Source organism: Streptomyces doebereineriae, from assembly GCF_031845645.1.
Classification (GTDB): Bacteria; Actinomycetota; Actinomycetes; order Streptomycetales; family Streptomycetaceae; genus Streptomyces; species Streptomyces canus.
The window spans coordinates 1-23,225 of the sequence record NZ_JAVREZ010000013.1; the positions used below are offsets into that span (position 1 = coordinate 1).

Consider the following 23,225-nt stretch of genomic DNA (forward strand, 5'->3'; position numbering starts at 1 on the left):
CCCCCCACCCCGACCGAACCCCGCCCCGCCGATCCCGGCCCCCGCCGACCGGTGCTCGCCATCGCCGTCGCCGTCGTGGTGACCGCCGCCGCCACCGCCGTAGCACTGAATCTGCTGTCCGACGTCGGGCAGAGCGAGCGGCCCACCGGTTCCTACGGTCCGCCGCCGGCCGGACCCGCGCGGTCCGCCTCGGCCTCGCCCTCGCCCTCGTTCTCCCAAGCGGCGGGGACCGTGCTCGCGACCGTCGCGCTGAAGAGCGCGGCCGGGCCCTGTGTCGGCGCAGCCGCCGGTGAGGCTCCGGACATCCCCGCCCCGAGCGCCTGCGACGGAGGCACGACACAGCGGTGGCGGGTCGTCGACATCGGGGACGGGGCCGTCGCTCTGCAGCATGTGGCGTCGACGTTCTGTCTGGACATCGCGGGCGACCGGGCGGTGGGCGACCCCATGCAGCTGCGGCCGTGCGCCTACGCGCAGGGGGACGCCGCCCCCTACCCCGAGGACCAGGCGTTCCTCCTCAAGACCCACCAGGACAAGACCTTCACCCTGGTCTGCCAGGACAAGCCCGCCATCGCCGTGGGGACCACGAACGGCGAGATCCGCATGCTGCCGACCGGGACCCCCGGCGCGGCGACCCGCTTCGCCCTCGACGACGTCCTGGACAAGGCGCTGGGCAACTGAGCCCCGAATGCCAGAATTTCCCCATGGCGGAAATCCTCCAGAAGGACGGCACATGGGTCTTCGACGGCGACGCTCTGCGGCTGACTCCGGGAAGAGACAAGAACGTCGGGCTGCTGCGCAGAGAACTGGGTGAACTCGTCGTCCCGCTGGGCGCGTTGGCGGGCATCTCCTTCGAACAGGGCAAGAAGACGGGCCGGTTGAGGCTGCGGCTGCGCGACGGAGCCGATCCTCTGCTGCACGCGACCGGCGGCCGGCTGACCGAACCGCACGACCCCTACCAGCTGACCGTGGAGTCGGACCGCTACGGCGTGGCCGAGTACTTCGTGGACGAGGTCCGAAGCGCACTGCTCCTGGACCAGGTCCCCACCGACCCCGTGGACGGGTATCTGCTTCCGGGCCCGGCCGTCCCCCTCGCCGTGTCCGCGGGTGACGGCACCGCGGCCTTCGACGGTGAGCACATCCGGCTGGAGTGGAACTGGAAGACGGAGGACGCCAAGGCCTCCGCGGGGCCCCGCACCCTCGCCCTGACCGACGTCGTCGCCGTGGAGTGGCAGCCCGCGGCCGGCCTGGAGAACGGCCACCTGCGTTTCACCGTGCGGCACGCTCCGACGAAGGCCCCGCCGAAGTACGACCCCAACGCGGTGGAGCTGTGGGGCTTCAAGAAGGACCCGCTGATGGCGTTGGTCGCGGCGGCGGTCCAGGCCAGGCTTCCGCACCCGGCCCGGGCCGCCGCCATCGACGTACGCACATCGCGGGACGTACGACCGGAAACGCCTTCTTCTCCGGTCGGCTCCGCCGAGGACGGTCACGATGCCCTCCTGCGCCGGCTGCGCGAGCTCGGTGAGCTGCACCGCACGGGTGTCCTGACGGACGAGGAGTTCACGATGGCCAAGCAGGCGATCCTCAAGCGCATGTGATCCGGGGCGGGTTACTTCGCCTTGCGCGCCACCGTGAAGTGGTCGATGCGGTCACCGGTCTCGGCGATGCCCGACACCTTCAGCTTGGCGTAGTGGCCCCGTGCGGCGGGTTCCACGTCGACGCGCAGGAAGGAGTAGTTGAGGTAGCGCACCCGGGACCAGGCGACGGTCTCGTTGACCTTGCCGTCCTTGGTGTTGATGAAGGAGGCGACCGAGTCCTGCTCGTTGAGGTGGCCCTCGTACGAGTCCGGCGCGCTGAACGCGTACAGGCTGCGGCCCGCGGCGCCCGCCGTGACGTAGACGACGCCCTCGGTCTCCGAGTAGGCCGTCTCACCGATCGGGAGCTTCTTGGCGACCTTGTCGCCCTTGATGACGTCGGTGCGCTCGTACTGGTGGTTGTGGCCGTTGATGACCAGGTCCACCGTGTACTTCTCGAACAGCGGCACCCACTCCTGGCGCACGCCCCCCTCCGAGGCGTGCGCGGTGGAGGTGCAGTAGGCGCAGTGGTGGAAGAACACGATGATGAAGTCGATGTCCTTCGCGGCCCGGTACTTCTTCAGCTGCCCCTCGAACCACGTGGTCTGGGTGCCGCCGGAGATGCCGAGGTTGGCCGGGATCTCGAAGGAGACGTCGTTGGGGTCCAGCGAGATGACCGCCGTGTTGCCGTAGACGAAGGAGTACACGCCCGGCAGATGCGCCTTGTCCGGCCCGTTGTCGGGGAGCGTGAAACGGGCCTCCTCGCCGCCGTAGCCGTTGGGCGAGTACCAGGCCTCCATGTCGTGGTTGCCGAAACTCACCATCCACGGCACGGACTTGGCGACCGACTCGGTCTGGGCGAGGAACTGGTCCCAGGTGCGCGAGTCGAAGACCGTGTCGGAGGTCTTGCCCTGGCCGGCCGGGTCGGCGTAGGCGATGTCGCCCGCGTGGAGATGGAAGGCCGGGTTCTGGCCGAGGAGCAGGCTGTCGTTGGCCAGCGCGTGGTAGCTGACGCCCTGGTCGCCGAAGGCCGTGAAGGTGAACGGCTGCTTGTGGGCGGGCGCGGTGGTGAAGGTGCCCAGGGTGCCGGTCAGGTGCGGCTCGGCCGGGTCGAAGCCCTGGTGGCCGACACCGTAGTAGTAGGTCTGGCCGGGGCGCAGCCGGCTCAGCTTGGCGTGCACGTAGTACTGCGTGTGATCGCCGCTGGCGCCGACGCCGGCCGGGGTGTACAGGGTGCGCACCTCGGCCTCGATCTTGCGGGAGAGGTCCCAGGGGCGGGCGCCGATCCGGATGAACGGCTTCTTGACCGCGACCGGCACCTGCCACGAGACGGTCATCTCGGTGCGCGGATCGCTGCCGTAGGCGAGGTGACGGCCGAACGGGGCGACGAGTGCGCCGTCGACGCTCTCGGCACTGGCGAAGGTCCGGGTCGGCGTGGCGGCCTGGGCGACGGCGCCCGGCACGAACGCGCCACCCGTGACGGCGCCCAGCGTGACGGCGCCGCCCCTGATCATGTTGCGCCGGGAGAATCTGGCGCGCAGGTACTCGTGCTGCTCGGCCATGCTCATGCGCTCGGCGAGCTGGTCGGGTACGCCCATACGAGGAATGTCCATGACGTCTGAAACTCGTCGCCATGAGCAACGAGGTGTAAGACGCAGGATGGACAGCTTGCGAACAGACGTTCATAAGAACATCAACAGCAGCTTGCCCGATACCGGGCAGGATTCTTGCGAAACGGCTCCAGGTACCCCAGGATCTACCGGGTGCACGACGACCTGGTTGATCATCTGATGCGGTCCACACCCCTGAGCCGGGGCGAGGCGCTGCGGGTGATCCAGGACGTGCTCGCCTACTTCGACGAGACGACCGTGGAGTTCGTCCGTCGCCGCCACCGCGAGCTCCAGGCACAGGGCCTGGTGAACACGGAGATCTTCGGACGGATCGAGGCGGATCTGAAATACCGAGCGGTGGCACCGCCCGAGCTCACGCTCAGGCAGCTACGGCGCATCGTCTACGGCTAGGAATGCATACATATGTGCGGAATCGTCGGTTACATCGGGAAGCGTGATGTCGCCCCTCTGCTCCTGGAGGGTCTGCAGCGCCTGGAGTACCGCGGCTACGACTCGGCCGGCATAGTCGTCACCTCGCCGAAGACGGCAGGCCTGAAGATGGTCAAGGCCAAGGGCCGGGTGCGCGACCTGGAGGCCAAGGTCCCGGCCCGCTTCAAGGGCACGACCGGCATCGCCCACACCCGCTGGGCCACCCACGGCGCCCCCTCCGACGTGAACGCCCACCCGCACCTGGACGCCGAGGGCAAGGTCGCCGTCGTCCACAACGGCATCATCGACAACGCCTCCGACCTGCGCCGCAAGCTGGAGGCGGACGGTGTCGAGTTCCTCTCCGAGACCGACACCGAGGTCCTCGTCCACCTCATCGCGCGCTCCCAGGCGGAGAAGCTGGAGGACAAGGTCCGCGACACCCTGCGGGTGATCGAGGGCACCTACGGCATCGCCGTGATGCACGCCGACTTCAGCGACCGCATCGTGGTGGCCCGCAACGGCTCCCCGGTCGTCCTCGGCATCGGCGAGAAGGAGATGTTCGTCGCCTCGGACATCGCCGCGCTGGTCGCCCACACGCGGCAGATAGTGACGCTGGACGACGGCGAGATGGCCACCCTCAAGGCCGACGACTTCCGCACCTACACGACGGAGGGCACCCGCACGACGGCCGAGCCCACCACCGTCGAGTGGGAGGCCGCCTCCTACGACATGGGCGGCCACGACACCTACATGCACAAGGAGATCCACGAGCAGGCCGACGCCGTGGACCGCGTCCTGCGCGGCCGCATCGACGACCGCTTCTCCACCGTGCACCTGGGCGGCCTCAACCTGGACGCACGCGAGGCCCGTCAGATCCGCCGCGTGAAGATCCTCGGCTGCGGCACCTCGTACCACGCGGGCATGATCGGCGCCCAGATGATCGAGGAGCTGGCCCGCATCCCCGCGGACGCGGAGCCCGCCTCGGAGTTCCGTTACCGCAACGCGGTCGTGGACCCGGACACCCTCTACATCGCGGTCTCGCAGTCGGGTGAGACCTACGACGTCCTCGCGGCCGTCCAGGAGCTCAAGCGCAAGGGCGCGCGCGTCCTGGGCGTGGTGAACGTGGTCGGCTCGGCGATCGCCCGGGAGGCGGACGGCGGCATCTACGTGCACGCGGGCCCGGAGGTCTGCGTGGTCTCCACGAAGTGCTTCACCAACACGACGGTGGCCTTCGCCCTCCTCGCCCTCCACCTGGGCCGCACCCGGGACCTCTCGGTCCGCGACGGCAAGCGGATCATCGAGGGCCTGCGCAAGCTCCCCGCGCAGATCACCGAGATGCTGGAGCAGGAGGAGCACATCAGGAAGCTGGCCGAGCAGTACGCCGAGGCCCGCTCGATGCTCTTCATCGGCCGCGTGCGGGGCTATCCGGTGGCCCGCGAGGCCTCCCTGAAGCTCAAGGAGGTCTCCTACATCCACGCCGAGGCCTACCCCGCCTCCGAGCTCAAGCACGGCCCCCTGGCCCTGATCGAGCCGGCCCTCCCGACGGTGGCGATCGTCCCCGACGACGACCTCCTGGAGAAGAACCGCGCCGCCCTGGAGGAGATCAAGGCCCGCAGCGGCAGGATCCTGGCGGTCGCCCACCAGCACCAGGAGAAGGCCGACGAGACGATCGTGGTCCCGAAGAACGAGGACGAGCTGGATCCCATCCTGATGGGCATCCCCCTCCAACTCCTCGCGTACCACACGGCCTTGGCGCTGGGCCGGGACATCGACAAGCCGAGGAACCTCGCCAAGTCGGTGACGGTCGAGTAGCACCCCAAAGAGAACGGACCCCACGTGATGCCACCTTTCACGCGGGGTCCGTTTCATCGCCGGGAAGCCGCCCGACTCCCGGCCCGCGCAGCTGACCGGTGGCCGTCACGCCCCGGCCGGCAGCAGTGCTGCGGTGACCCCTATATGCCCTTCACAAGGGCACAAACACCTCTACGCGTGAGTAGATTTACCCATCTCACCTGGGAGAAGGGCGAGTTACGGAATGACGATGACGGGCCGCTTCGCCCGCTTGGCGAGCCGCCCCGCGACAGAGCCGAAGATGCGCCCCACGATGCCGTGGGTGGAGCCGACGACGATCGCGTCCGCCTCGTACTCCCGCCCGACCTCCTCGAGCTCGTGGCAGATGTCCCCGCCGCGCTCGACGAGGATCCAGGGCACCTCGGCCAGGTAGTCGGCACAGGCGAGCTCGAGGCCGAGCACCTCGGTGCGGTGATCCGGCACGTCGACGAAGACCGGTGGCTCACAGCCGGCCCACACGGTGGTGGGCAGCCGGTTGGCGACATGGACGATGATCAGGCCCGAGCCGGAGCGATGGGCCATGCCGATCGCGTACGCGAGGGCGCGCTCGCTGGATGTCGAGCCGTCGAAGCCGACCACGACGCCGTGCTTGAAGGCGGGGTCGCAGGAGTGGCGTGGCTCTTCCGCCGCCAGGGGCTCGGCCGCCGTGGGATCGGCGACGGGCCGCTTGCGGTCCGCTGGTTCGAAGAATTCGTGACCGGCCATGGCTGTCTCGGCGTTGTGATCCTTGTGTGGGAGGGACGACAGTGTGCGGCGGAGCTGTGTCCGGGAATCATCTTCCCAACCCCATACCCCCAAGGGTACGGCGGCAAGCCTCCTTCGCCCAGCGCCCGCCCTCGGTCCGTGGGGGTTCCAGGGAGCATGCACGAGGGGGCGCCCGTCACGCAATGGTTGCTGCGTTGTACAGGCGGTTTGCACAGGGTTCAGGTGGCCACTCCTGCCCCGGACCCACCGGACGGCCCCTCGATACAGTGACCGACTGGTCGAACGCGCGTTGACCTCCGTGAGCCACCCCGCAGGGAGACGCCACAGGGAGCACGCGATGACCGGACACCGACCGCCCTCCGAGGACTCCACCACGGACGTGGTCCGCTGGGCGGCCTTCAGCTGCGTCCTCGTCCCCGTGGTTCTTGTCTGCTACGGCACCTCGCTGGCCGGCGCGGCGGGCACGGCCCTCGGTCTCGCCGCCGTCACGGCCGTCTGCCGTATCCTCCTGCGCCAGTCGGAGCGCGGCGCGGCCCAACTGCGGGCGGAGGAGCGGGCACCCCATCGTGGCCGTCATCACAGGAGCGGCACCGGGGCCCATCGAGGCGGTCGTCACACCGGGGGAAATACACCGGTCGGCTGACCGGTTTCCATGCACCCGGACGATTCTTTTCAGCCAACTTCCGCAGTGGGCGTGTCCCTTGGCCCGACCACCCCTCAACCCCCGTTCCACCTGCACGGATAGGGTCTCCGGCGCCCTGCGCACCCTACGTGGATTAGCCACTGCCACAAGGCGCACTTCCCTGCACGGCCCACGAGTGCAACGCTTCGTGATCGAATGCTTTACGCCAAGTTGCCATGTCGACAATGTGCCGGATGACGAACTGGTCACGCCGACACCACGGGACACAGTAGATTCGATCTTGACGTCTTACGGCGGGGGACTCGTGCAGGACCGAGGGGAAACGTGCAGGAGCGACACAACCGAGGAGCCGCGACCACCGAGGGGGGCTTAGCAGTATGAGCCACGACTCCACTGCCGCGCCGGAAGCCGCGGCCCGGAAGCTTTCCGGGCGACGCCGCAAGGAGATCGTCGCGGTGCTGCTGTTCAGCGGCGGCCCCATCTTCGAGAGTTCCATACCGTTGTCGGTGTTCGGGATTGACCGCCAGGACGCCGGCGTACCGCGCTACCGCCTTTTGGTGTGCGGTGGCGAAGAAGGCCCACTGCGGACCACAGGGGGCCTGGAACTCACCGCACCGCATGGCCTGGAAGCGATCTCACGAGCGGGCACGGTCGTCGTACCGGCCTGGCGCTCGATCACTTCACCGCCGCCGGAGGAGGCGCTCGACGCTCTGCGCCGGGCGCACGAGGAGGGCGCCCGCATCGTCGGGTTGTGCACCGGCGCCTTCGTTCTGGCCGCGGCGGGCCTGTTGGACGGCCGCCCCGCGACAACACACTGGATGTACGCACCGACGCTGGCCAAGCGCTACCCGTCGGTGCACGTCGATCCACGAGAACTCTTCGTGGACGACGGCGACGTATTGACCTCGGCCGGTACCGCGGCCGGAATCGACCTCTGTCTCCACATCGTGCGGACGGACCACGGCAACGAGGCGGCCGGCGCGCTGGCCCGTCGGCTGGTGGTCCCGCCGCGCCGCTCGGGCGGCCAGGAGCGCTACCTCGACAGGTCTTTACCAGAGGAGATCGGCGCCGACCCGCTCGCCGAGGTCGTCGCCTGGGCGCTGGAGCACCTCCACGAGCAGTTCGACGTGGAGACGCTGGCGGCGCGGGCGTACATGAGCCGTCGTACGTTCGACCGCCGGTTCCGCTCGCTGACGGGCTCGGCCCCGCTGCAGTGGCTCATCACGCAGCGGGTGCTGCAGGCGCAGCGGCTGCTGGAGACGTCCGACTACTCGGTGGACGAGGTCGCGGGCCGCTGCGGCTTCCGCTCGCCGGTGGCGCTGCGCGGGCACTTCCGGCGGCAGCTGGGCTCGTCCCCGGCCGCCTACCGGGCCGCGTACCGGGCCCGTCGTCCGCAGAGCGACAAGCCGGTGGACAGCGACGGCTCCGTGGGTCCGACCGGTCCCGCGCCCAGCCCGCCGGTGCAGCTGCACCCGGACAGCGGTCCGGTGCCGATCCAGACCCGCCGCACCCCGGCGCCCGTGGGCCCGCCCTCCGAGAACGGCCGCGAGCTGTACGTCGGCGGCCGGGCGAGCCTGCCGGGGCAGCGCAGCGGCACATGACGTCCCGACGCCGGGCGGGCCACACGGCCCGCCCGGTGTCACAGGTCCTCGCACCGACGCGGGGCACCACAAAAGCAGACGTCAGCCGTAGGGTGTTCGCATGAACGATCGCATGGTGTGGATCGACTGCGAGATGACCGGCCTCTCGCTGTCCGACGACGCGCTCATCGAGGTTGCCGCCCTCGTCACCGACTCCGAGCTCAACGTGCTCGGCGACGGTGTGGACATCGTCATCCGCCCGCCGGACCAGGCGCTGGAGACGATGCCGGAGGTGGTGCGTCAGATGCACACCGCGTCCGGACTGCTCACGGAGCTGTCCGGCGGCACGACGCTCGCCGACGCCGAGGACCAGGTCCTCTCCTACGTCCGCGAGCACGTCAAGGAACCCGGCAAGGCCCCGCTGTGCGGCAACTCCGTCGGCACCGACCGCGGTTTCCTGCTCCGGGACATGCCCACCCTGGAGGACTACCTCCACTACCGGATCGTGGACGTCAGCTCCGTCAAGGAGCTCGCCCGGCGCTGGTACCCGCGGGCCTACTTCAACAGCCCGGAGAAGAACGGCAACCACCGCGCCCTCGCCGACATCCGCGAATCCATCGCGGAGCTGCGCTACTACCGCGAGGCGATCTTCGTCCCGCAGCCCGGGCCCGACTCCGACACCGCGAAGACGATCGCCGCGAAGCACGTTCTGCCTGGGCGTTAAAAGCCGGGCGCGAGCACCCCTTCAGACCCTGTACACTTTTTCTCGGCCGGTCGGGGAAACCCAGGACAGCCGAACATGGTGGGTGTAGCTCAGTTGGTAGAGCACCTGGTTGTGGTCCAGGTGGCCGCGGGTTCAAGTCCCGTCACTCACCCCACTCACCTCAGCCGGTGATCCTGGAGACAGGGTCACCGGCTGAGGTCGTTTCAGGAGTCGGACGCCCTGAGCAAGGCCCGCGCGGCCTTGCGGAAGGCCGCGACCAGCCGGCTCCGCTCCTCGGCACGGGTCGCGAGGACCACGTGGGCCGGGTCGACCCCGTGCAGCGGGACCGCGGTGATGTCCGGGCGGAGCGCACCGGCCCTGGGCAACGCCGTGATGGCCAGGGCCTGTCCCGAGGCGACGAGTTCGAACTTGTCCTCCAGGGCGTCGGCCAGGGGACCGTCGGGTGCCGGTCGGCCGTCCGGTCGGGGGTCGATGCGCCAGTACGCGTTCCAGACCGGGTCGGCCACCCGGACCAGCGGCTCGTCGGCGATGTCGTCGAGGGTGACGGACTCCTTGCCGGCGAGGCGGTGACCGACCGGGAGCACCAGGACCCGGGGCTCGTCGTAGAGGACCGTCACCTGCGCCCCGTCGGTCGGGAAGGGCAGCCGGGTCACCAGTACGTCGACCTTGAGCTCGGGCAGGGCCGTGGTCCGCTCGCCCCAGTCGACGTGCGCGGTCCTGACGTCGGCGTCCGGGAAGCGCTCGCGCAGTGCACGCACCGCCGGGGTGACGATGATCCCCGCCGTGTACCCCACGGTGATCCGGCTCGGCTCGGCGGCCGCCCGGGCAAGGCTCGCCGCCTGGGCCGCCGAGCGCAGCAGCGCCTTCGCCCGGGGCAGGAACACCTCCCCCGCCTCGGTGAGGCTGCTCCCCTGCGGGGTGCGCTCCAGCAGACGCGCGCCCAGTTGTTGCTCCAGCCGCCGGATCTGCCGGCTCAGCGACGGCTGGGTGATGTGCAGCGCTTCGGCGGCCCTGCCGAAGTGCCGGTGCTCGGCGACGGCCGTGAAATACCGGACCAGCCGGAGGTCGAGGTCGGTCATGCCCGAAGCGTACGCCCGGGTTCGCGGCCGATGTCCGTATAAACGGCCCGCCACCTGCGGTCATGCCTGATGCGTATTGCGCAATGCGGAACAAGCTTTGGACTCGCTCGCTCTCTCCTCCGCACGCTGGGACCATCACTCGACACAGCGAAGGATCACCATGCGTGTATTCGTCACCGGTGCGACCGGCTTCGTCGGTTCCGCCGTCACCCGTGAACTCCTCGACGCCGGGCACGAGGTCCTGGGCCTGGCCCGTTCGGACCGGTCCGTGGAGGCACTGAAGTCCGCGGGAGCGGAGGTGCACCGCGGGGACCTGAACGACCTCGACAGTCTGCGCCGGGGTGCCGAGGCGGCCGACGGGGTGGCGCACCTGGCGTTCATCCACGACTTCACCAATCTGACCAGCTCCGGCGAGGCCGACCTGCGGGCGATCGAGGCCATCGGGTCCGTCCTCGAAGGCACCGGCAAGCCCTTCGTGGTCACCTCGGGGCTGCTGACCGCACCGGGGCGCCTCGGCACCGAGGAGGACCCGGCCGACCCGGACTCCCCCGCCAAGCACCGGCATGCCTCGGAGTTCGCGACGCTCGCGCTCGCCGAGCGCGGGGTGCGCTCGGCGGTGCTGCGGCTTCCCCCGAGCGTGCATGGTGAGGGCGACATCGGCTTCGTGCCCATGTTCATCGACTTCGCGCGCGACAAGGGCGTCTCGGCCATGGTGGGCGACGGCTCCAACCACTGGGCGGCCGTGCACCGGCTCGACGCGGCCCGGCTGTTCCGGCTGGCCCTGGAGGCGGCTCCGGCGGGCGTACGGCTGCACGCGATCGGGGACGAGGGGGTGCCGTTCCGCGAGATCGCCGAGACCGTCGGGCGGGGGCTGGGGGTGCCGGTCGCGAGCGTGGCCCCCGAGGAGGCCATGGACCACTTCGGCTGGCTCGGCCGCTTCGCCTCCATCGACATGCGGGCGTCCGGCACGCTGACCCGAAAGCTGCTGGACTGGCAGCCGGAGCACCCCGCGCTGATCCCGGACCTGGAGGCGGGCCACTACTTCAGGACCGCCTGAGCCGCTGGGCTACGACACCGCCCGCCACGCCTCGACCAACTCCCGTACGCCGTCGAACCGTTCGCCCGGCTCCGCACACGTGGCCCGTTCGACGACCGCGAGCTGTGCGGCCGTACCGCGAAAGGCGTCCTCGCCCGGGCCTGCGTCCAGGAGGAGGCGGGCGGTGCGCCCGAGGACGTGGACGGTGGTGCGGAGGTCGATGACGGCGCCGCGCCGCCACTCCTCGGGGGCCATGAAGCGGGTGGAGCCCGGGAGGCGGTCCTCGGTCAGGACGAACGGGCCCGGGCGGTACTCGTCCAGGTCGATCAGGTGGAGCTCGTGGGCGCCGAAGTCGTAGAGGAAGGCGCCGTCGTAGAGATCCACGGCGACCTGGCCCGCGGCCTCGACCGCGAGGTGGGCGTCCAGGATGCGGTCCAGGGCGTGGTGGGCGCGGGCGAGGGGCAGGGCGTGGAAGCGGGCGCGGGCAGTGCGGTCGTAGAGGATCTCGCCGTCGTGCCACGGCATGACGACGGCCGCACGGCGGTCTCCCACGGTGATCCGGTGCAGCTGGGGGACGATCGCCGGATGCCGGACCGTGCGGTGGAAGGACCAGGCGCGGTCGAGCGAGCGCCGGCCGCGGTCGGTCGTGGCCTCCTTCACGAACCAGCGGGTGCCGTCGGGGAGTCGGACTCCGTGGGAGAGGCAGCCGGAGTCCTGTTCGCGGAAGGAACGGAACACCTGGCCCACGGTCCGCAGGTACGGCTCGGTCCCGGGGATCTCGTCAACGTCCAGCAGGGGATGGGCGGTCATGGCCTTCCAGGGTGATCCTTGCGTTCAACCTCTTGACGCTGAGGTCAGGACGACGCCCGCGCCACCAGTTCCGTGGCCAGTACCACCTGTCTGCGCTCCAGGCCCCGGGAGACCGCCGGGCGGCGGTCGGCGATCTCCGAGAGGAGGAGGTCGATCATGTGGCGGCCCATCTCCTCGATGGGCTGGCGAACGCTGGTGAGGGGCGGGTCCATGTGGCGCGCTATGGCCGAGTCGTCGTAGCCGATCAGGGCCACGTCGGAGGGGATGCTCCGGCCCTCCTCGCGCAGGACCTGGCGGGCGCCGGCCGCCATGACGTCCGAACCGGCGAAGACCGCGTCCAGGTCGGGGCGGCGGGCCAGCAGCTTCGTCATCGCCCGTCGGCCGCCCTCCTCCGTGAAGTCGCCGGGTTCGATGAGCCGCTCGTCCACCTCGTGGCCCGCATCGCGCAGCGCGTCCCGGTAGCCGTCGACGCGGCGCTGGGCGCCGTACACGTCGAGGCGGCCGGTGATGTGCGCGATCGCACTGCGACCGCCGGCCAGGAGGTGCTCCACGGCCGAGCGGCCGCCGCCGTAGTTGTCGGAGTCCACGGAGGGGAGGGTCTCCGCCGCCGAGCGCGGGCCGCTGATCACCGCCGGGATCTCCAGCTGGGACAGCAGGTCGGGAAGCGGATCGTCGGCGTGGACCGACACCAGCAGGACGCCGTCCACCCGGTGCGCCGCCAGGTACTGGGCCAGGCGCCGGCGTTCGCGGTCGCTACCCGCGAAGATCAGCAGAAGCTGCATCTCGGTGTCCGAGATCTCGGCGCCCACACCCTTCAGCATGTCCGAGAAGTACGGCTCCGCGAAGAACCGCGTCTCCGGTTCGGGCACGACCAGCGCGATCGCGTCGGTGCGGTTGGCCGCCAGGGCCCGGGCCGCGGTGTTCGGGACGTACCCGAGCTCGGCCACCGCCGCCTCGACCGCCGCGCGGGTGGCGTCGCTGACCCGGGGCGAGCCGTTGATCACCCGGGAAACGGTCCCCCGGCCGACGCCGGCGCGCGCGGCGACCTCTTCGAGGGTGGGCCGGCCACCGCTCCGGCTCCGCGCTCCGTGGCTTGCCATGGGCTCCGCCTTCCCACCGTGTCTCTAAGCTGGCCTGGAATTTAACAGTCCCGCGTGTGGGCGTGACGGGCGCGGGGCCCGGCGCCCCCGCACCCCACAGCTTCGTGCCCGGGCATCGGGCGGGCCGAGTGGTTCCAGTTAACAGGCTGATAACTGAAGGCATCTCCCCTCGCGCACTCCCTTGACACCCTCGCTCCAACCCGCGAACCTTCAACACATCACACGTGGGAGCGCTCCCACGCTACCTGACACATAAATATCCCGCACGTTCCCCGCCCGAGCCGCAGCATGAACTAACGGGTCCAACAACGCAGTTGGCCGGGGGGTCGGCACGTCAGGCAACAGGAGGACGCAATGCGCACGACTACCCGCCGGTCCCACCGGCTGTTGGCCCTGGCGGCCGTCGCCGCACTGACTACGGGAGTGCTGGCCGGCTGTGCCGGCGACTCGGACGACGGCGACCCGTCGGGCTCGGGCAACAACTCCGGCGGCGGCAAGACCACGCTGACCGTCGGCACCTTCGGAGTCTTCGGCTACAAGCAGGCCGGTCTCTACGACGAGTACACGAAGCTGCACCCGGACATCACCATCAAGGAGAACGTCACCACCCGGACCGACGTCTACTGGCCGAAGGTCCTCACCCGGCTGCAGGCCGGCTCCGGCACCGACGACATCCAGGCCATCGAGGTCGGCAACATCACCGAGGCCGTGCAGACGCAGGGCTCCAAGTTCGTCGACCTCGGCAAGGACGTCGACAAGTCGCAGTGGCTGGACTGGAAGAACGCCCAGGCCACGACCGCGGACGGCAAGCTCATCGGGCTCGGCACCGACATCGGCCCGATGGCGATCTGCTACCGCAAGGACCTGTTCGAGAAGGCCGGTCTGGAGACCGACCGCACCAAGCTCGCCGCACAGTGGAAGGGCGACTGGAACAAGTACGTCGACCTCGGCAAGCAGTACATGAAGAAGGCGCCGAGCGGCACCAAGTACGTGGACTCGGCCTCCTCCGTCTACAACGCGGTGCTCAACGGTGAGAGCGAGCGCTACTACGACAAGAGCGGCAAGGTCGTCTGGGACAAGTCCAACGGCGTGAAGAACGCCTGGGACGTCGCGATGTCCGTGGCGACCAGCAACATGTCGGCGAAGCTCAAGCAGTTCGACAAGCCGTGGGACCAGGGCTACGCGAACGCCTCCTTCGCCACCGTGGCCTGCCCCGCCTGGATGATCGGCTACATCCAGGAGAAGTCCGGTGACGCGGGCAAGGGCAAGTGGGACGTGGCGGCCGCGCCGACCGCGGGCAACTGGGGCGGCGCCTTCATCGGCGTGCCGACGGCGGGCAAGCACCAGAAGGAGGCCATCGCGCTGGCCAAGTGGCTGACCGCGCCCGAGCAGCAGGCGAAGGTCTTCGCCAAGCAGGCGAGCTTCCCGTCGGCCCCGGCGGCCTACTCGACCCTGAAGCCGGCCCCCGCCACCACGGAGTTCTTCAGCAACGCGCCGATCACGCAGATCTTCTCCGACGCGGCGAAGACGATCCCGGCGCAGGTCTTCGGCGTCAAGGACCAGCCGATCAACACCGCGCTGACCGACATCGGCATCCTCCAGGTCGAGCAGAAGGGCAAGTCGCCCGACCAGGGCTGGGACGCGGCCACGAACGAGATCAAGGACGTGCTCGGCCAGTGACAAGCCCCAAGCAGGCACTCGCGCATCCCGCGTCGAGCGCCGAGGCCGCGCCCGGCTCCCAGCCGGGCGCGGCCCGGGGCGCTCACGGTCGCGGTACGCCGCCGCCCGAGGACAAGAGCCCCTGGCGCAGCCGGCTGTACCGCTGGGACATGAAGGCGTCTCCGTACGTGTTCATCGCCCCCTTCTTCGTCATCTTCGGGGCGTTCTCGCTGATCCCGCTGATGTACACGGCCTGGTACTCGCTGCACGACGTGCAGTTGTCCTCGCTGGACACCCAGACCTGGGCGGGCCTGGACAACTACCAGAACCTGCTGTCCTCGGACTTCTTCTGGAACGCCCTCAAGAACACCTTCACCATCGGTGTGATCTCGACCGTGCCGCAGCTGATGGCGGCGATCGGACTCGCGCACCTGCTCAACTACCGGCTGCGCGGCTCGACCGTATGGCGGGTCGTGATGCTGACCCCGTACGCCACCTCGGTGGCGGCGGCGACCCTCGTCTTCACGCTGCTGTACTCGTGGGACGGCGGCATGGTCAACTGGCTCCTCGACTTCGTGGGCATCGACCCCATCAACTGGCGTGAGTCCGACTGGGGTTCGCAGTTCGCGGTGTCGTCGATCGTGATCTGGCGGTGGACCGGCTACAACGCGCTGATCTACCTCGCGGCGATGCAGGCGATCCCGGCCGACCTGTACGAGTCGGCGGCGATCGACGGGGCCAACCGCTGGCAGCAGTTCATCCACGTGACGGTCCCGCAGCTTCGGCCGACCATCCTGTTCACGGTGGTGGTCTCCACCATCGGCGCGACCCAGCTCTTCGGTGAGCCCCTGCTGTTCGGCGGGGTCAGCGGCTCCAAGGGCGGCTCCGAGCACCAGTACCAGACGCTCGGCCTGTACATGTACGACCAGGGCTGGATCATCGGCAACCTCGGCAAGGCGTCCGCGATCGCCTGGTCCATGTTCCTGATCCTGTTGATCGTCGCCGCGATCAACCTGCTGGTCACCCGACGTCTGAGGAAGTCCCAATGACCACCAGTGAACTGACGCTGCCTCAGGCAGAGCCTCAGGCGGGGAAGAAGCGGGGCCCCTCCCGTCGGGTGATGGGCGCGGGCAAGCAGCTGCACGCGGGCCCGGTGACCTACCTGGTCCTGGCGGTCTTCGCGCTCGTCTCGCTGGCGCCCCTGGTGTGGACGGCGATCGCGGCCTCGCGCACCGACCACCGGCTCGCCGAGACGCCGCCGCCGCTGTGGTTCGGCGGGAACCTGTTCAAGAACATGCAGACCGCGTGGGACGAGGCCGGCCTCGGCACCGCGATGCTCAACAGCGTGATCGTCGCGGGCGCCATCACGATCAGCACGGTGCTGTTCTCCACGCTCGCCGGATTCGCCTTCGCCAAGCTGCAGTTCAGGTTCTCGGGCTTTCTGCTGCTGCTGACGATCGGCACGATGATGATCCCGCCGCAGCTGGCGGTCGTACCGCTGTATCTGTGGATGGCCGACCTCGGATGGTCGAACCAGCTCCAGACGGTCATCCTGCCCACTCTGGTGACGGCCTTCGGCACCTTCTTCATGCGGCAGTACCTGGTGCAGGCGCTGCCGAGCGAGCTGATCGAGGCGGCCCGGGTGGACGGGGCGAGCAGCATCCGGGTGGTGTGGCACGTGGTCTTCCCGGCCGCGCGGCCGGCGATGGCCGTGCTCGGGCTGCTGACCTTCGTGTTCGCCTGGAACGACTTCCTGTGGCCGATCATCGCCCTGAACCAGCAGAACCCGACCGTGCAGGTCGCCCTCAACTCGCTGGGCACCGGCTACGTCCCCGACCAGGCCGTGATCATGGCGGGCGCGTTCCTCGGCACGCTGCCGCTGCTGATCGCCTTCATCCTGTTCGGCAAGCAGATCGTAGGCGGCATCATGCAGGGCGCGATCAAGGGCTGACACCCCTCATACGGCTTTCCGCCATCTCTCCTGGGGCCGGGCCGGCGCCGCCTCGGCCCCTTCCACTCCCCTCCCCCCTCCATCAGTCGCTCTGACGACCTCCAATGGGAGCGCTTCCATGCTTGAGTCCGAAACGCCGGCGACCCCGGTGACCTTTCCCCCCGCCTTCCTGTGGGGCGCCGCGACCTCCGCCTACCAGATCGAGGGGGCGGTGCGGGAGGACGGCCGTACGCCCTCCATCTGGGACACCTTCAGCCATACCCCGGGCAAGACGGCCGGCGGCGACCACGGTGACATCGCTGTCGACCACTACCACCGCTACCGCGACGACGTGGCGCTCATGGCCGACCTGGGCCTGACGGCGTACCGTTTCTCGATCTCCTGGTCCCGGGTGCAGCCGACCGGCCGCGGCCCCGCGGTCCAGCGGGGTCTGGACTTCTACCGCCGGCTGGTGGACGAGCTCCTCGCGCACGGCATCAAGCCGGCCGTGACGCTCTACCACTGGGACCTGCCCCAGGAGCTGGAGGACGCGGGCGGCTGGCCGGAGCGCGACACGGCCTACCGTTTCGCCGAGTACGCGCAGATCGTCGGGGAGGCGCTCGGCGACCGCGTGGAACAGTGGATCACCCTCAACGAGCCGTGGTGCGCGGCCTTCCTGGGCTACGCGTCCGGGGTGCACGCGCCGGGCCGTACGGACCCCGCGGCCTCGCTGAAGGCGGCGCACACCCTGAACCTGGCGCACGGACTGGGCACTTCGGCGCTGCGCGCGTCGATGCCGGCCCGCAACTCGGTGGCGCTCAGCCTCAACTCCTCGGTGGTCAGGCCGTTCTCGCAGGACGCGGCGGACCTGGCGGCGGCGCAGAAGATCGACGACCTGGCCAACGGTGTCTTCCACGGACCGATCCTGCACGGGGCGTATCCGCAGACGCTGTTCACGGCGACGGAGCTGCTCACGGACTGGTCGTTCGTGGAGGACGGCGATCTCGCGCTGATCAACCAGCCGCTGGACGCGCTGGGCCTCAACTACTACACGCCGGCCCTGGTGTCGTCCGCCGATGCTGACACCAGCGGGCCGCGCGCCGACGGTCACGGCAGCAGCGCGCACTCCCCGTGGCCCGGGGCGGACGACGTCACCTTCCACCAGACCCCCGGTGAGCGCACGGAGATGGGCTGGACGATCGACCCGACGGGTCTGCACGACCTGATCATGCGCTACACGCGCGAGGCCCCGGGTCTGCCGCTGTACATCACGGAGAACGGCGCGGCCTACGACGACAAGCCCGACCCCGACGGCCGTGTCCACGACCCCGAGCGGGTCGCCTACCTGCAGGGCCACCTCGCCGCGGTCCGCCGCGCGATCGCCGACGGCGCGGACGTCCGGGGCTACTACCTGTGGTCCCTGCTGGACAACTTCGAGTGGGCGTACGGCTACGAGAAGCGTTTCGGCGCGGTCTACGTGGACTACGCGACGCTGGAACGGACACCCAAGTCCAGCGCCCTCTGGTACGGCCAGGCAGCCCGCACGGGCACGCTCCCGGAGGTCCAGAGCATCCAGTAGCCACCGCGAGGACGGGGGTCGGGGGAACGGGGCGCGGCAGCCGAGGGGGGTGCCGCGCCCCGCCGCGTCTCACCGGGCTCAGAGAGTGCCCGGCGCCGCGAGCCATTGGGTCGGCTGACCGGTGACCGTGGCGATGGTTTCGAAGTCGTTGTCGTAGTGGAGCATGATCAGGCCTTGGAGTTCGGCCGTCGCGGCGACGAGAAGATCCACGGCTCCGGCGGAACGGTGCCGCCCCTTCTCGGTGAGTTCCCGCTGCACGTCCCACGCGTGGGTCACGGCCCGGTCGTGCAGGGGCGTCCAGCCGAACAGCGCATCCAGGTCCTGGACCAGTTCGGAGCGGTCCTCCGCGTTCTTGGCGCTGTAAAGAAACTCGACCTCGGTCAGGGGGCAGCGCGAGACCAGCCCCTCTTCCAGGGGCTTCTCCCACAGAGAGCGGGCGGGACGCTTCAGAATGCGGACCAGTGCGCTGGTGTCAATGAGGTAGACGGCCGTACTCATCGACGGTAGGTCTCCTTGACGAGCAACTCGTCGAAGTCCCCCGCATCGGCCCGCGCCGCGAGCCGGGCCAGGGCCAGAGCCCTCTTCTTGCGCTCGACCCCCTCTTTGAGAGCGGCGTTGACCGTGTCCTTCTTGGTCTTGGTCCCGAACGCTATGGCCGCCTCGGCCAGCAGCTCCTCGTCGATGTCGATCAGCGTCTTGGTCACGGGAGACCTCCTGGATATCCGAATCGCATTCCAGTATATCCAGCAGCTCGGGGCGGGCGTAGCGAAGGTACGCCTTTGGACTGGTTTTCTTCCGTCTGCGGCGGGAGAAATAGGAGGCGACAGTCGACGACCCGGGGGGCCGATGACGGACAGCCATTGCTCAGATCCAGGGTGGCTCGACCTGGCGGACGCGATCGCGATGCTGAGAGATCAGATCGCCGAGGCCCAGAGCCGCACGACCAGCCCTTCGGGCCCCGGCGACCGTGGAGTGCTGTTCACGGTGGGGGAGATCACTCTGGAACTCGGCCTGGAGCTGACCGGAGTCCAGGGAATCGACGGTGGGCTGCGCTGGAGCGTTGTCAGCCTGGGCGGCAAGAAGGAGAGCGGCAGAAGGGCTACCCACACGGTGACGGTGAAGCTGCAACCCCATCAGCCCGGGAGTGGCGACATCAACGTGCGCGACACGGAGTGACCGGCCCCGGGGGAAGTGTCGTGGCGAACGACCGACTGGTGCGGATCTTCGTGGAGGTTCCGGGACCGGACCCACGGAGCTTCGGCTCGGGCTACCTGCTCGCGCCCAGGCTGGCACTCACGGCGGCCCATGTGCTCGGGGAAGGCGACTGTGGCGGGGCCACTGTGTCGCTGGCTCTGGCCGACGGGCCGAAGTATCCCGCGACAGTGCGCTGGCACATCCTGGACAAAACCATCGACGCGGCTCTGGTCGAGATCGTCGAAGGCAACGGCTGGCAGCCCCCGGATTCGCTGGCCGAGCCGTCGGTCCGGCCACCGCAGAGATTCGGCCTCCTGATCGGCGCCCGCCCCTGTCCTGTCACCTTGGCCGGCTTTCCGCGCATGCAGAGGGACCCGGACGGCAACCGCCTGGACGAGCAGCTGAACGGCTCCATCACGCCGGGCAAGGGGTCCCTGGCCGGACACTACGAGGTCTCGAGTACCGATCCCCTACTCCCCGTTGACCGGGCGGCCGTACTCGCGAACGGCAGCCGCTGGTCCGGCATTTCGGGAGCCGCCGTACTCTACGACGGCGACAGGAGCGGGCACTTGCTGTGCGGTGTCGTCGGCCGCGACCGCCGGGCCGAGGGGGGTACCCGCCTCACCGCCACCCCCAGCGATCGCCTCCTCGCCGACGACGGCTTCCGCGCGGTGGTCACCGAGCACACCGGCTGGGAGCCACTCCTCGAACCGGCCGAAGCAGCATCCCTGTTCACCCCGGCCGCGTCCACACGCCATCTGAAGTCACCGGCCTCTCTGCTGCGCGCCGATGCCGAGGCCGTCGCCTTCCACGGCCGCGACCGTGAACTCTCCCGGCTGCTCACCTGGTGCCAGGACGGTCCGTCCGCGATGTCGGTGGAGGTCCTGACCGGGCCGGGCGGACAGGGCAAGAGCCGCCTCGCCCGCCGTCTGACCGAACTCCTCCGGCGTCGAGGCTGGGTGACCGGGCAGCTGCGCTCCGACCTCACCGATCGCGGCGTACCGGACTTCACCGCTCTGGCCACGGCGCTGCCCCTGCTGATCGTCGTGGACTACGCGGAGACCCGTCCGCACCTGGTCCGTCGCCTCATCAGCGACCTGCACCTCTCCCGTCACCGCGTGCGGCTGCTCCTGGTCGCCCGGTCCGACGGGCCCTGGCGCACCGACCCGCTCAGCGAGGAACCGGACGTGCGACAGGAACTCATCCACACCCCGGGCATCGAGCTCACCGCGCTCATCCCCCGCAGCCGCCCCGTCGCGGAACGGCACAGCGCGTTCCTCCGTGCGGCTCACGACCTCGCTCGCCTTCTGCCCCGCATCCCGACTCTGCCCGAGCACGACTGGGCAGGGTCGGCCGGGGAACTCCAGCCGCCCGACGACCTGACCCATCCCCGGTACGACAACGCCCTCACCCTTCAAACGACCGCCTTGGTCGCCCTGCTCCAGCTCGGGCCCCGCCCTGCCGACGTACCCCCCGGCACCCCGCCGGAGGAGGTCCTCCTGCTTCACGAGAAGCGGTTCTGGAAGGACAGCGCCGAGACGCCCGCCTTCGACCTGCGCCTGTCCACCCGGGCCCTGGAGGCCGTCGTCGCGGTGGTCGTGTTGTGCGGGGCGGCCGACGAGGACGAGGCGGCCGAGGTGATCGGCGTGCTTCGCGACGTGCCCGATCACAAGATCATGGACACCGTGGCCTGGCTGGCCGGCCTCTACCCGCCCGAACCCAGCCGGTACTGGGGTTCCCTCCAGCCCGACCGCATCGCCGAGTACCAGGCCTCGTCCGCCCTCCTCCATGGGTACGTCCCGCTCCCGGCCCTGTTCGAGAAGTCCGCACCCGCTCAACAGGCTCAGATCATCTTCGTCCTGGCCCGCGCCGCCATCGCCCACTACAACTCCGGCCGTGCCGCGGAGAGTCGGCAGGTTCTCAGCGCTCTGGACTCGGCTCTGGACAGCGCACACCTCACCTACGAGGCCGCCTACGCCGCGGTCACCGCGCTGCCCCTGTCGTCTCGAGTCATCGCCCCGCTCGCTCTGCGGCTCCGCCGGGGTCTGGCCAAGGCCGACCAGGAATTCGCGGACGAGGACCCGGCCGTTCACGAACCCCTGCTGGCCACGTCGCTCGACAACCTCGGAACCCAGTTGGGTCACGCGGGATACAGAGCCGAAGCCCTCGCCGTCACCGAACGGGCGATAGCGATCCGGCGGCGGCACGTGGCGGACGGGGCGGTCGGCGAGGAGCACCGGCTCGCGGTCTCGCTCTCCAACTACGGCATCCAGCTGAGCGAACTGGGGCGCAGGAAGGAGGCACTGGCGGCGACCGCCGAGGCGTCGGCTGTCTGGCGCCGTCTGGCCCAGGCCTCCACGCTCTACGAACCCGATCTCGCCCGTTCACTGTCCCACCTCGGCATCAGGCTGACGGAGACCGGACGCCTCGGCGAGGGTCTCGCCCTCGGGCAGGAGGGAGTACGGATCTGGCGCAGACTCGCCGCCGGCAACCCGACCGCCTTCACGTCCGACCTGGCCGGTGCACTCTCCAATCTCGGCATCAGGTTCTCGGACACCATGCGTCTGGACGAGGCCCTGGCTGCCACCGGGGAGTCCGTACGGCTCCTCCGTCCGCTCGCGGCCCACGATCCCGACGCCTTCGAATCCCAGCTCGCCGGCTCGCTGTCGAACCTCGGGGTGGATCTGAAGAACCTGGGGCGTTGGCGCGAGGCGCTGGCCGCCGAGGAGGAGGCGGTGGAGATCAGACGCCGGCTCGTGGCCGAGGCCCCGGCCGCCCACGAGCCCGACCTGGCACGCTCACTGTCCAATCTGGACGAACAGCTGGCCCAGGTGGGCCGTGTGCAGGAGGCCTTGGCCGCCGAGGAGGAGGCGGTGGGCATCCTGCGCCGACTCGCACACCGCGACTTCACCGCCTACGGCCCCGGCCTGGGCAGGGGTCTCCACCGACTCGGCATTCGGCTGTCGGGGGTGGGACTCCCCGAAGAAGCCCTGCGCCGGGCCGAGGAGGCGCTGGCGATCTGGTGCCGACTCGCCACGGACAACCCCGTCATCTTCCGGGACGAGGTGGCGCGATCCCTGTCCGCGGTCGGAGCTCATCTGGTCAACGTGGGGCGCCCAGAGCAGGCTCTGGACCTCACCGAACAGTCAGTGGCGGTGTGGCGGCAGCTGGCGGCCGACAACCGCGCCTTCGAGCCCGACCTCGCCACGACGCTGACCAACCTCGGCACTCAACGGGCCGAAGTCTTCGGCGGAGGTGAGGGCCGGACGGCCACCGAGGAAGCGGTAGGGATCTGGCGCCGACTGGCCACCGAATACCCCGCCACCTACGAACCCGACCTGGCGCGCACGCTGTCCAACCTCGCCCTGGATCTGTCACAGGCGGAGCGAGAGGGGGCGGCCTTCGTCTGTGAGTGGGAGGCGGCGGAGATCGGGCACCGCCTCGCGGCCGCCGACCCCAGAGTTTTCGCCTATGACCCCACCCGCTCACGGCGCCTACGGGCCGAGCTGATGGCGCTGGACGTCGACGAACTCCGGGACGCGCTCAGGACCACCGGCGAGATCGTGGAGTTCTATCGCGGAAGGGCCTCCGGAAGTCCCGTGGTGCTGATGTGCCTGCACACCGTGCTGGGCCTCCAGGAAATCCTGCTCCGCAGACTCGGACACGAGGAAGAGGCGGACCGGATCCACAGGTGGCTCCGGGAGAACCCGCCCGACTCCTGATGC

General features: G+C 69.7%; 21 protein-coding genes and 1 tRNA gene. 15 read left to right on the forward strand and 7 right to left on the reverse strand.

What is annotated here, in order from left to right; translation table 11 throughout:
- The coding region (locus RNB18_RS31800; protein WP_311717573.1) for an RICIN domain-containing protein at window positions 1–678 on the forward strand (678 nt) is incomplete at its 5' end.
- Between the two features lie 23 nt (window positions 679–701).
- Window positions 702–1,595: a DUF4429 domain-containing protein gene (locus tag RNB18_RS31805; RefSeq protein WP_311717574.1), complete on the forward strand. Its 894-nt coding sequence runs from the start codon at window positions 702–704 to the stop codon at window positions 1,593–1,595.
- Between the two features lie 11 nt (window positions 1,596–1,606).
- Here the strand turns inward: RNB18_RS31805 and RNB18_RS31810 are convergent, their stop codons facing one another.
- Window positions 1,607–3,169 (reverse strand): purple acid phosphatase family protein, encoded by a 1,563-nt coding sequence (locus RNB18_RS31810; protein WP_311717575.1) that lies wholly within the window; start codon window positions 3,167–3,169, stop codon window positions 1,607–1,609.
- Between the two features lie 165 nt (window positions 3,170–3,334).
- Here RNB18_RS31810 and RNB18_RS31815 point away from each other — a divergent pair, with 165 nt between their 5' ends.
- Window positions 3,335–3,592: a hypothetical protein gene (locus tag RNB18_RS31815; RefSeq protein ID WP_266528077.1), complete on the forward strand. Its 258-nt coding sequence runs from the start codon at window positions 3,335–3,337 to the stop codon at window positions 3,590–3,592.
- Window positions 3,593–3,604: 12 nt separating this feature from the next.
- Entirely contained in the window at window positions 3,605–5,422 is a 1,818-nt protein-coding gene (gene glmS, locus RNB18_RS31820) for a glutamine--fructose-6-phosphate transaminase (isomerizing) (RefSeq protein ID WP_266564340.1), read from the forward strand.
- Between the two features lie 216 nt (window positions 5,423–5,638).
- On the opposite strand, the gene RNB18_RS31825 is transcribed toward glmS, so the two are convergent.
- Window positions 5,639–6,166 (reverse strand): universal stress protein, encoded by a 528-nt coding sequence (locus RNB18_RS31825; RefSeq protein WP_020123262.1) that lies wholly within the window; start codon window positions 6,164–6,166, stop codon window positions 5,639–5,641.
- Window positions 6,167–6,503: 337 nt separating this feature from the next.
- On the opposite strand from RNB18_RS31825, the gene RNB18_RS31830 reads away from it, so the two are divergent.
- The 4 genes from RNB18_RS31830 to RNB18_RS31845 all read left to right on the forward strand — a co-directional run bounded on the left by RNB18_RS31830 (window position 6,504) and on the right by RNB18_RS31845 (window position 9,267).
- On the forward strand, window positions 6,504–6,809 hold the full coding sequence (locus tag RNB18_RS31830) for a hypothetical protein (protein ID WP_311717576.1): 306 nt from the start codon (window positions 6,504–6,506) through the stop codon (window positions 6,807–6,809).
- 377 nt (window positions 6,810–7,186) lie between these two features.
- On the forward strand, window positions 7,187–8,410 hold the full coding sequence (locus tag RNB18_RS31835; protein WP_311717577.1) for a GlxA family transcriptional regulator: 1,224 nt from the start codon (window positions 7,187–7,189) through the stop codon (window positions 8,408–8,410).
- A gap of 100 nt (window positions 8,411–8,510) precedes the next feature.
- A complete protein-coding gene (orn, locus tag RNB18_RS31840; RefSeq protein WP_057609681.1) occupies window positions 8,511–9,113 on the forward strand; it encodes an oligoribonuclease in 603 nt (200 codons plus the stop codon).
- A 78-nt stretch (window positions 9,114–9,191) separates the two neighbouring features.
- Window positions 9,192–9,267: transfer RNA gene (locus tag RNB18_RS31845), tRNA-His, on the forward strand.
- 49 nt (window positions 9,268–9,316) lie between these two features.
- Here RNB18_RS31845 and RNB18_RS31850 read toward each other — a convergent pair.
- The gene (locus RNB18_RS31850; protein WP_311717578.1) at window positions 9,317–10,192 is read right to left on the reverse strand and encodes a LysR family transcriptional regulator; all 876 of its coding nucleotides are present in this window, start codon (window positions 10,190–10,192) and stop codon (window positions 9,317–9,319) included.
- Between the two features lie 160 nt (window positions 10,193–10,352).
- On the opposite strand from RNB18_RS31850, the gene RNB18_RS31855 reads away from it, so the two are divergent.
- Entirely contained in the window at window positions 10,353–11,249 is an 897-nt protein-coding gene (locus RNB18_RS31855) for an SDR family oxidoreductase (RefSeq protein WP_311717579.1), read from the forward strand.
- Between the two features lie 9 nt (window positions 11,250–11,258).
- On the opposite strand, the gene RNB18_RS31860 is transcribed toward RNB18_RS31855, so the two are convergent.
- The gene (locus tag RNB18_RS31860) at window positions 11,259–12,038 is read right to left on the reverse strand and encodes a serine/threonine-protein kinase (RefSeq protein WP_311717580.1); all 780 of its coding nucleotides are present in this window, start codon (window positions 12,036–12,038) and stop codon (window positions 11,259–11,261) included.
- A gap of 44 nt (window positions 12,039–12,082) precedes the next feature.
- Window positions 12,083–13,138, reverse strand: a complete 1,056-nt coding sequence (locus RNB18_RS31865; RefSeq protein WP_311717581.1) for a LacI family DNA-binding transcriptional regulator — start codon at window positions 13,136–13,138, stop codon at window positions 12,083–12,085.
- 354 nt (window positions 13,139–13,492) lie between these two features.
- On the opposite strand from RNB18_RS31865, the gene RNB18_RS31870 reads away from it, so the two are divergent.
- The 4 genes from RNB18_RS31870 to RNB18_RS31885 all read left to right on the forward strand — a co-directional run bounded on the left by RNB18_RS31870 (window position 13,493) and on the right by RNB18_RS31885 (window position 18,306).
- Window positions 13,493–14,818, forward strand: coding sequence for an ABC transporter substrate-binding protein (locus RNB18_RS31870; protein WP_311717582.1), 1,326 nt, complete (start codon window positions 13,493–13,495; stop codon window positions 14,816–14,818).
- The gene (locus RNB18_RS31875; RefSeq protein ID WP_311717583.1) at window positions 14,815–15,846 is read left to right on the forward strand and encodes a carbohydrate ABC transporter permease; all 1,032 of its coding nucleotides are present in this window, start codon (window positions 14,815–14,817) and stop codon (window positions 15,844–15,846) included. The genes RNB18_RS31870 and RNB18_RS31875 overlap by 4 nt, the downstream gene beginning before the upstream one ends.
- Entirely contained in the window at window positions 15,843–16,748 is a 906-nt protein-coding gene (locus tag RNB18_RS31880) for a carbohydrate ABC transporter permease (RefSeq protein ID WP_266383313.1), read from the forward strand. Before RNB18_RS31875 ends, RNB18_RS31880 begins: the two co-directional genes overlap by 4 nt.
- 118 nt (window positions 16,749–16,866) lie before the next feature.
- The gene (locus tag RNB18_RS31885) at window positions 16,867–18,306 is read left to right on the forward strand and encodes a GH1 family beta-glucosidase (protein WP_311717584.1); all 1,440 of its coding nucleotides are present in this window, start codon (window positions 16,867–16,869) and stop codon (window positions 18,304–18,306) included.
- A 78-nt stretch (window positions 18,307–18,384) separates the two neighbouring features.
- Here the strand turns inward: RNB18_RS31885 and RNB18_RS31890 are convergent, their stop codons facing one another.
- Both RNB18_RS31890 and RNB18_RS31895 read right to left on the reverse strand, forming a co-directional pair.
- Window positions 18,385–18,804 carry a PIN domain nuclease gene (locus tag RNB18_RS31890; protein ID WP_311717585.1) on the reverse strand — a complete coding sequence of 140 codons (420 nt, stop codon included), beginning with the start codon at window positions 18,802–18,804 and terminating at the stop codon, window positions 18,385–18,387.
- Window positions 18,801–19,010: a type II toxin-antitoxin system VapB family antitoxin gene (locus RNB18_RS31895; protein WP_311717586.1), complete on the reverse strand. Its 210-nt coding sequence runs from the start codon at window positions 19,008–19,010 to the stop codon at window positions 18,801–18,803. The genes RNB18_RS31890 and RNB18_RS31895 overlap by 4 nt, the downstream gene beginning before the upstream one ends.
- Before the next feature lie 142 nt (window positions 19,011–19,152).
- Between RNB18_RS31895 and RNB18_RS31900 the strand changes: the two genes are divergently transcribed.
- Window positions 19,153–19,482 carry a trypco2 family protein gene (locus RNB18_RS31900; protein WP_311717587.1) on the forward strand — a complete coding sequence of 110 codons (330 nt, stop codon included), beginning with the start codon at window positions 19,153–19,155 and terminating at the stop codon, window positions 19,480–19,482.
- Between the two features lie 20 nt (window positions 19,483–19,502).
- On the forward strand, window positions 19,503–23,222 hold the full coding sequence (locus RNB18_RS31905) for a tetratricopeptide repeat protein (protein WP_311717588.1): 3,720 nt from the start codon (window positions 19,503–19,505) through the stop codon (window positions 23,220–23,222).
- The last annotated feature ends 3 nt before the right edge of the window (window positions 23,223–23,225 follow it).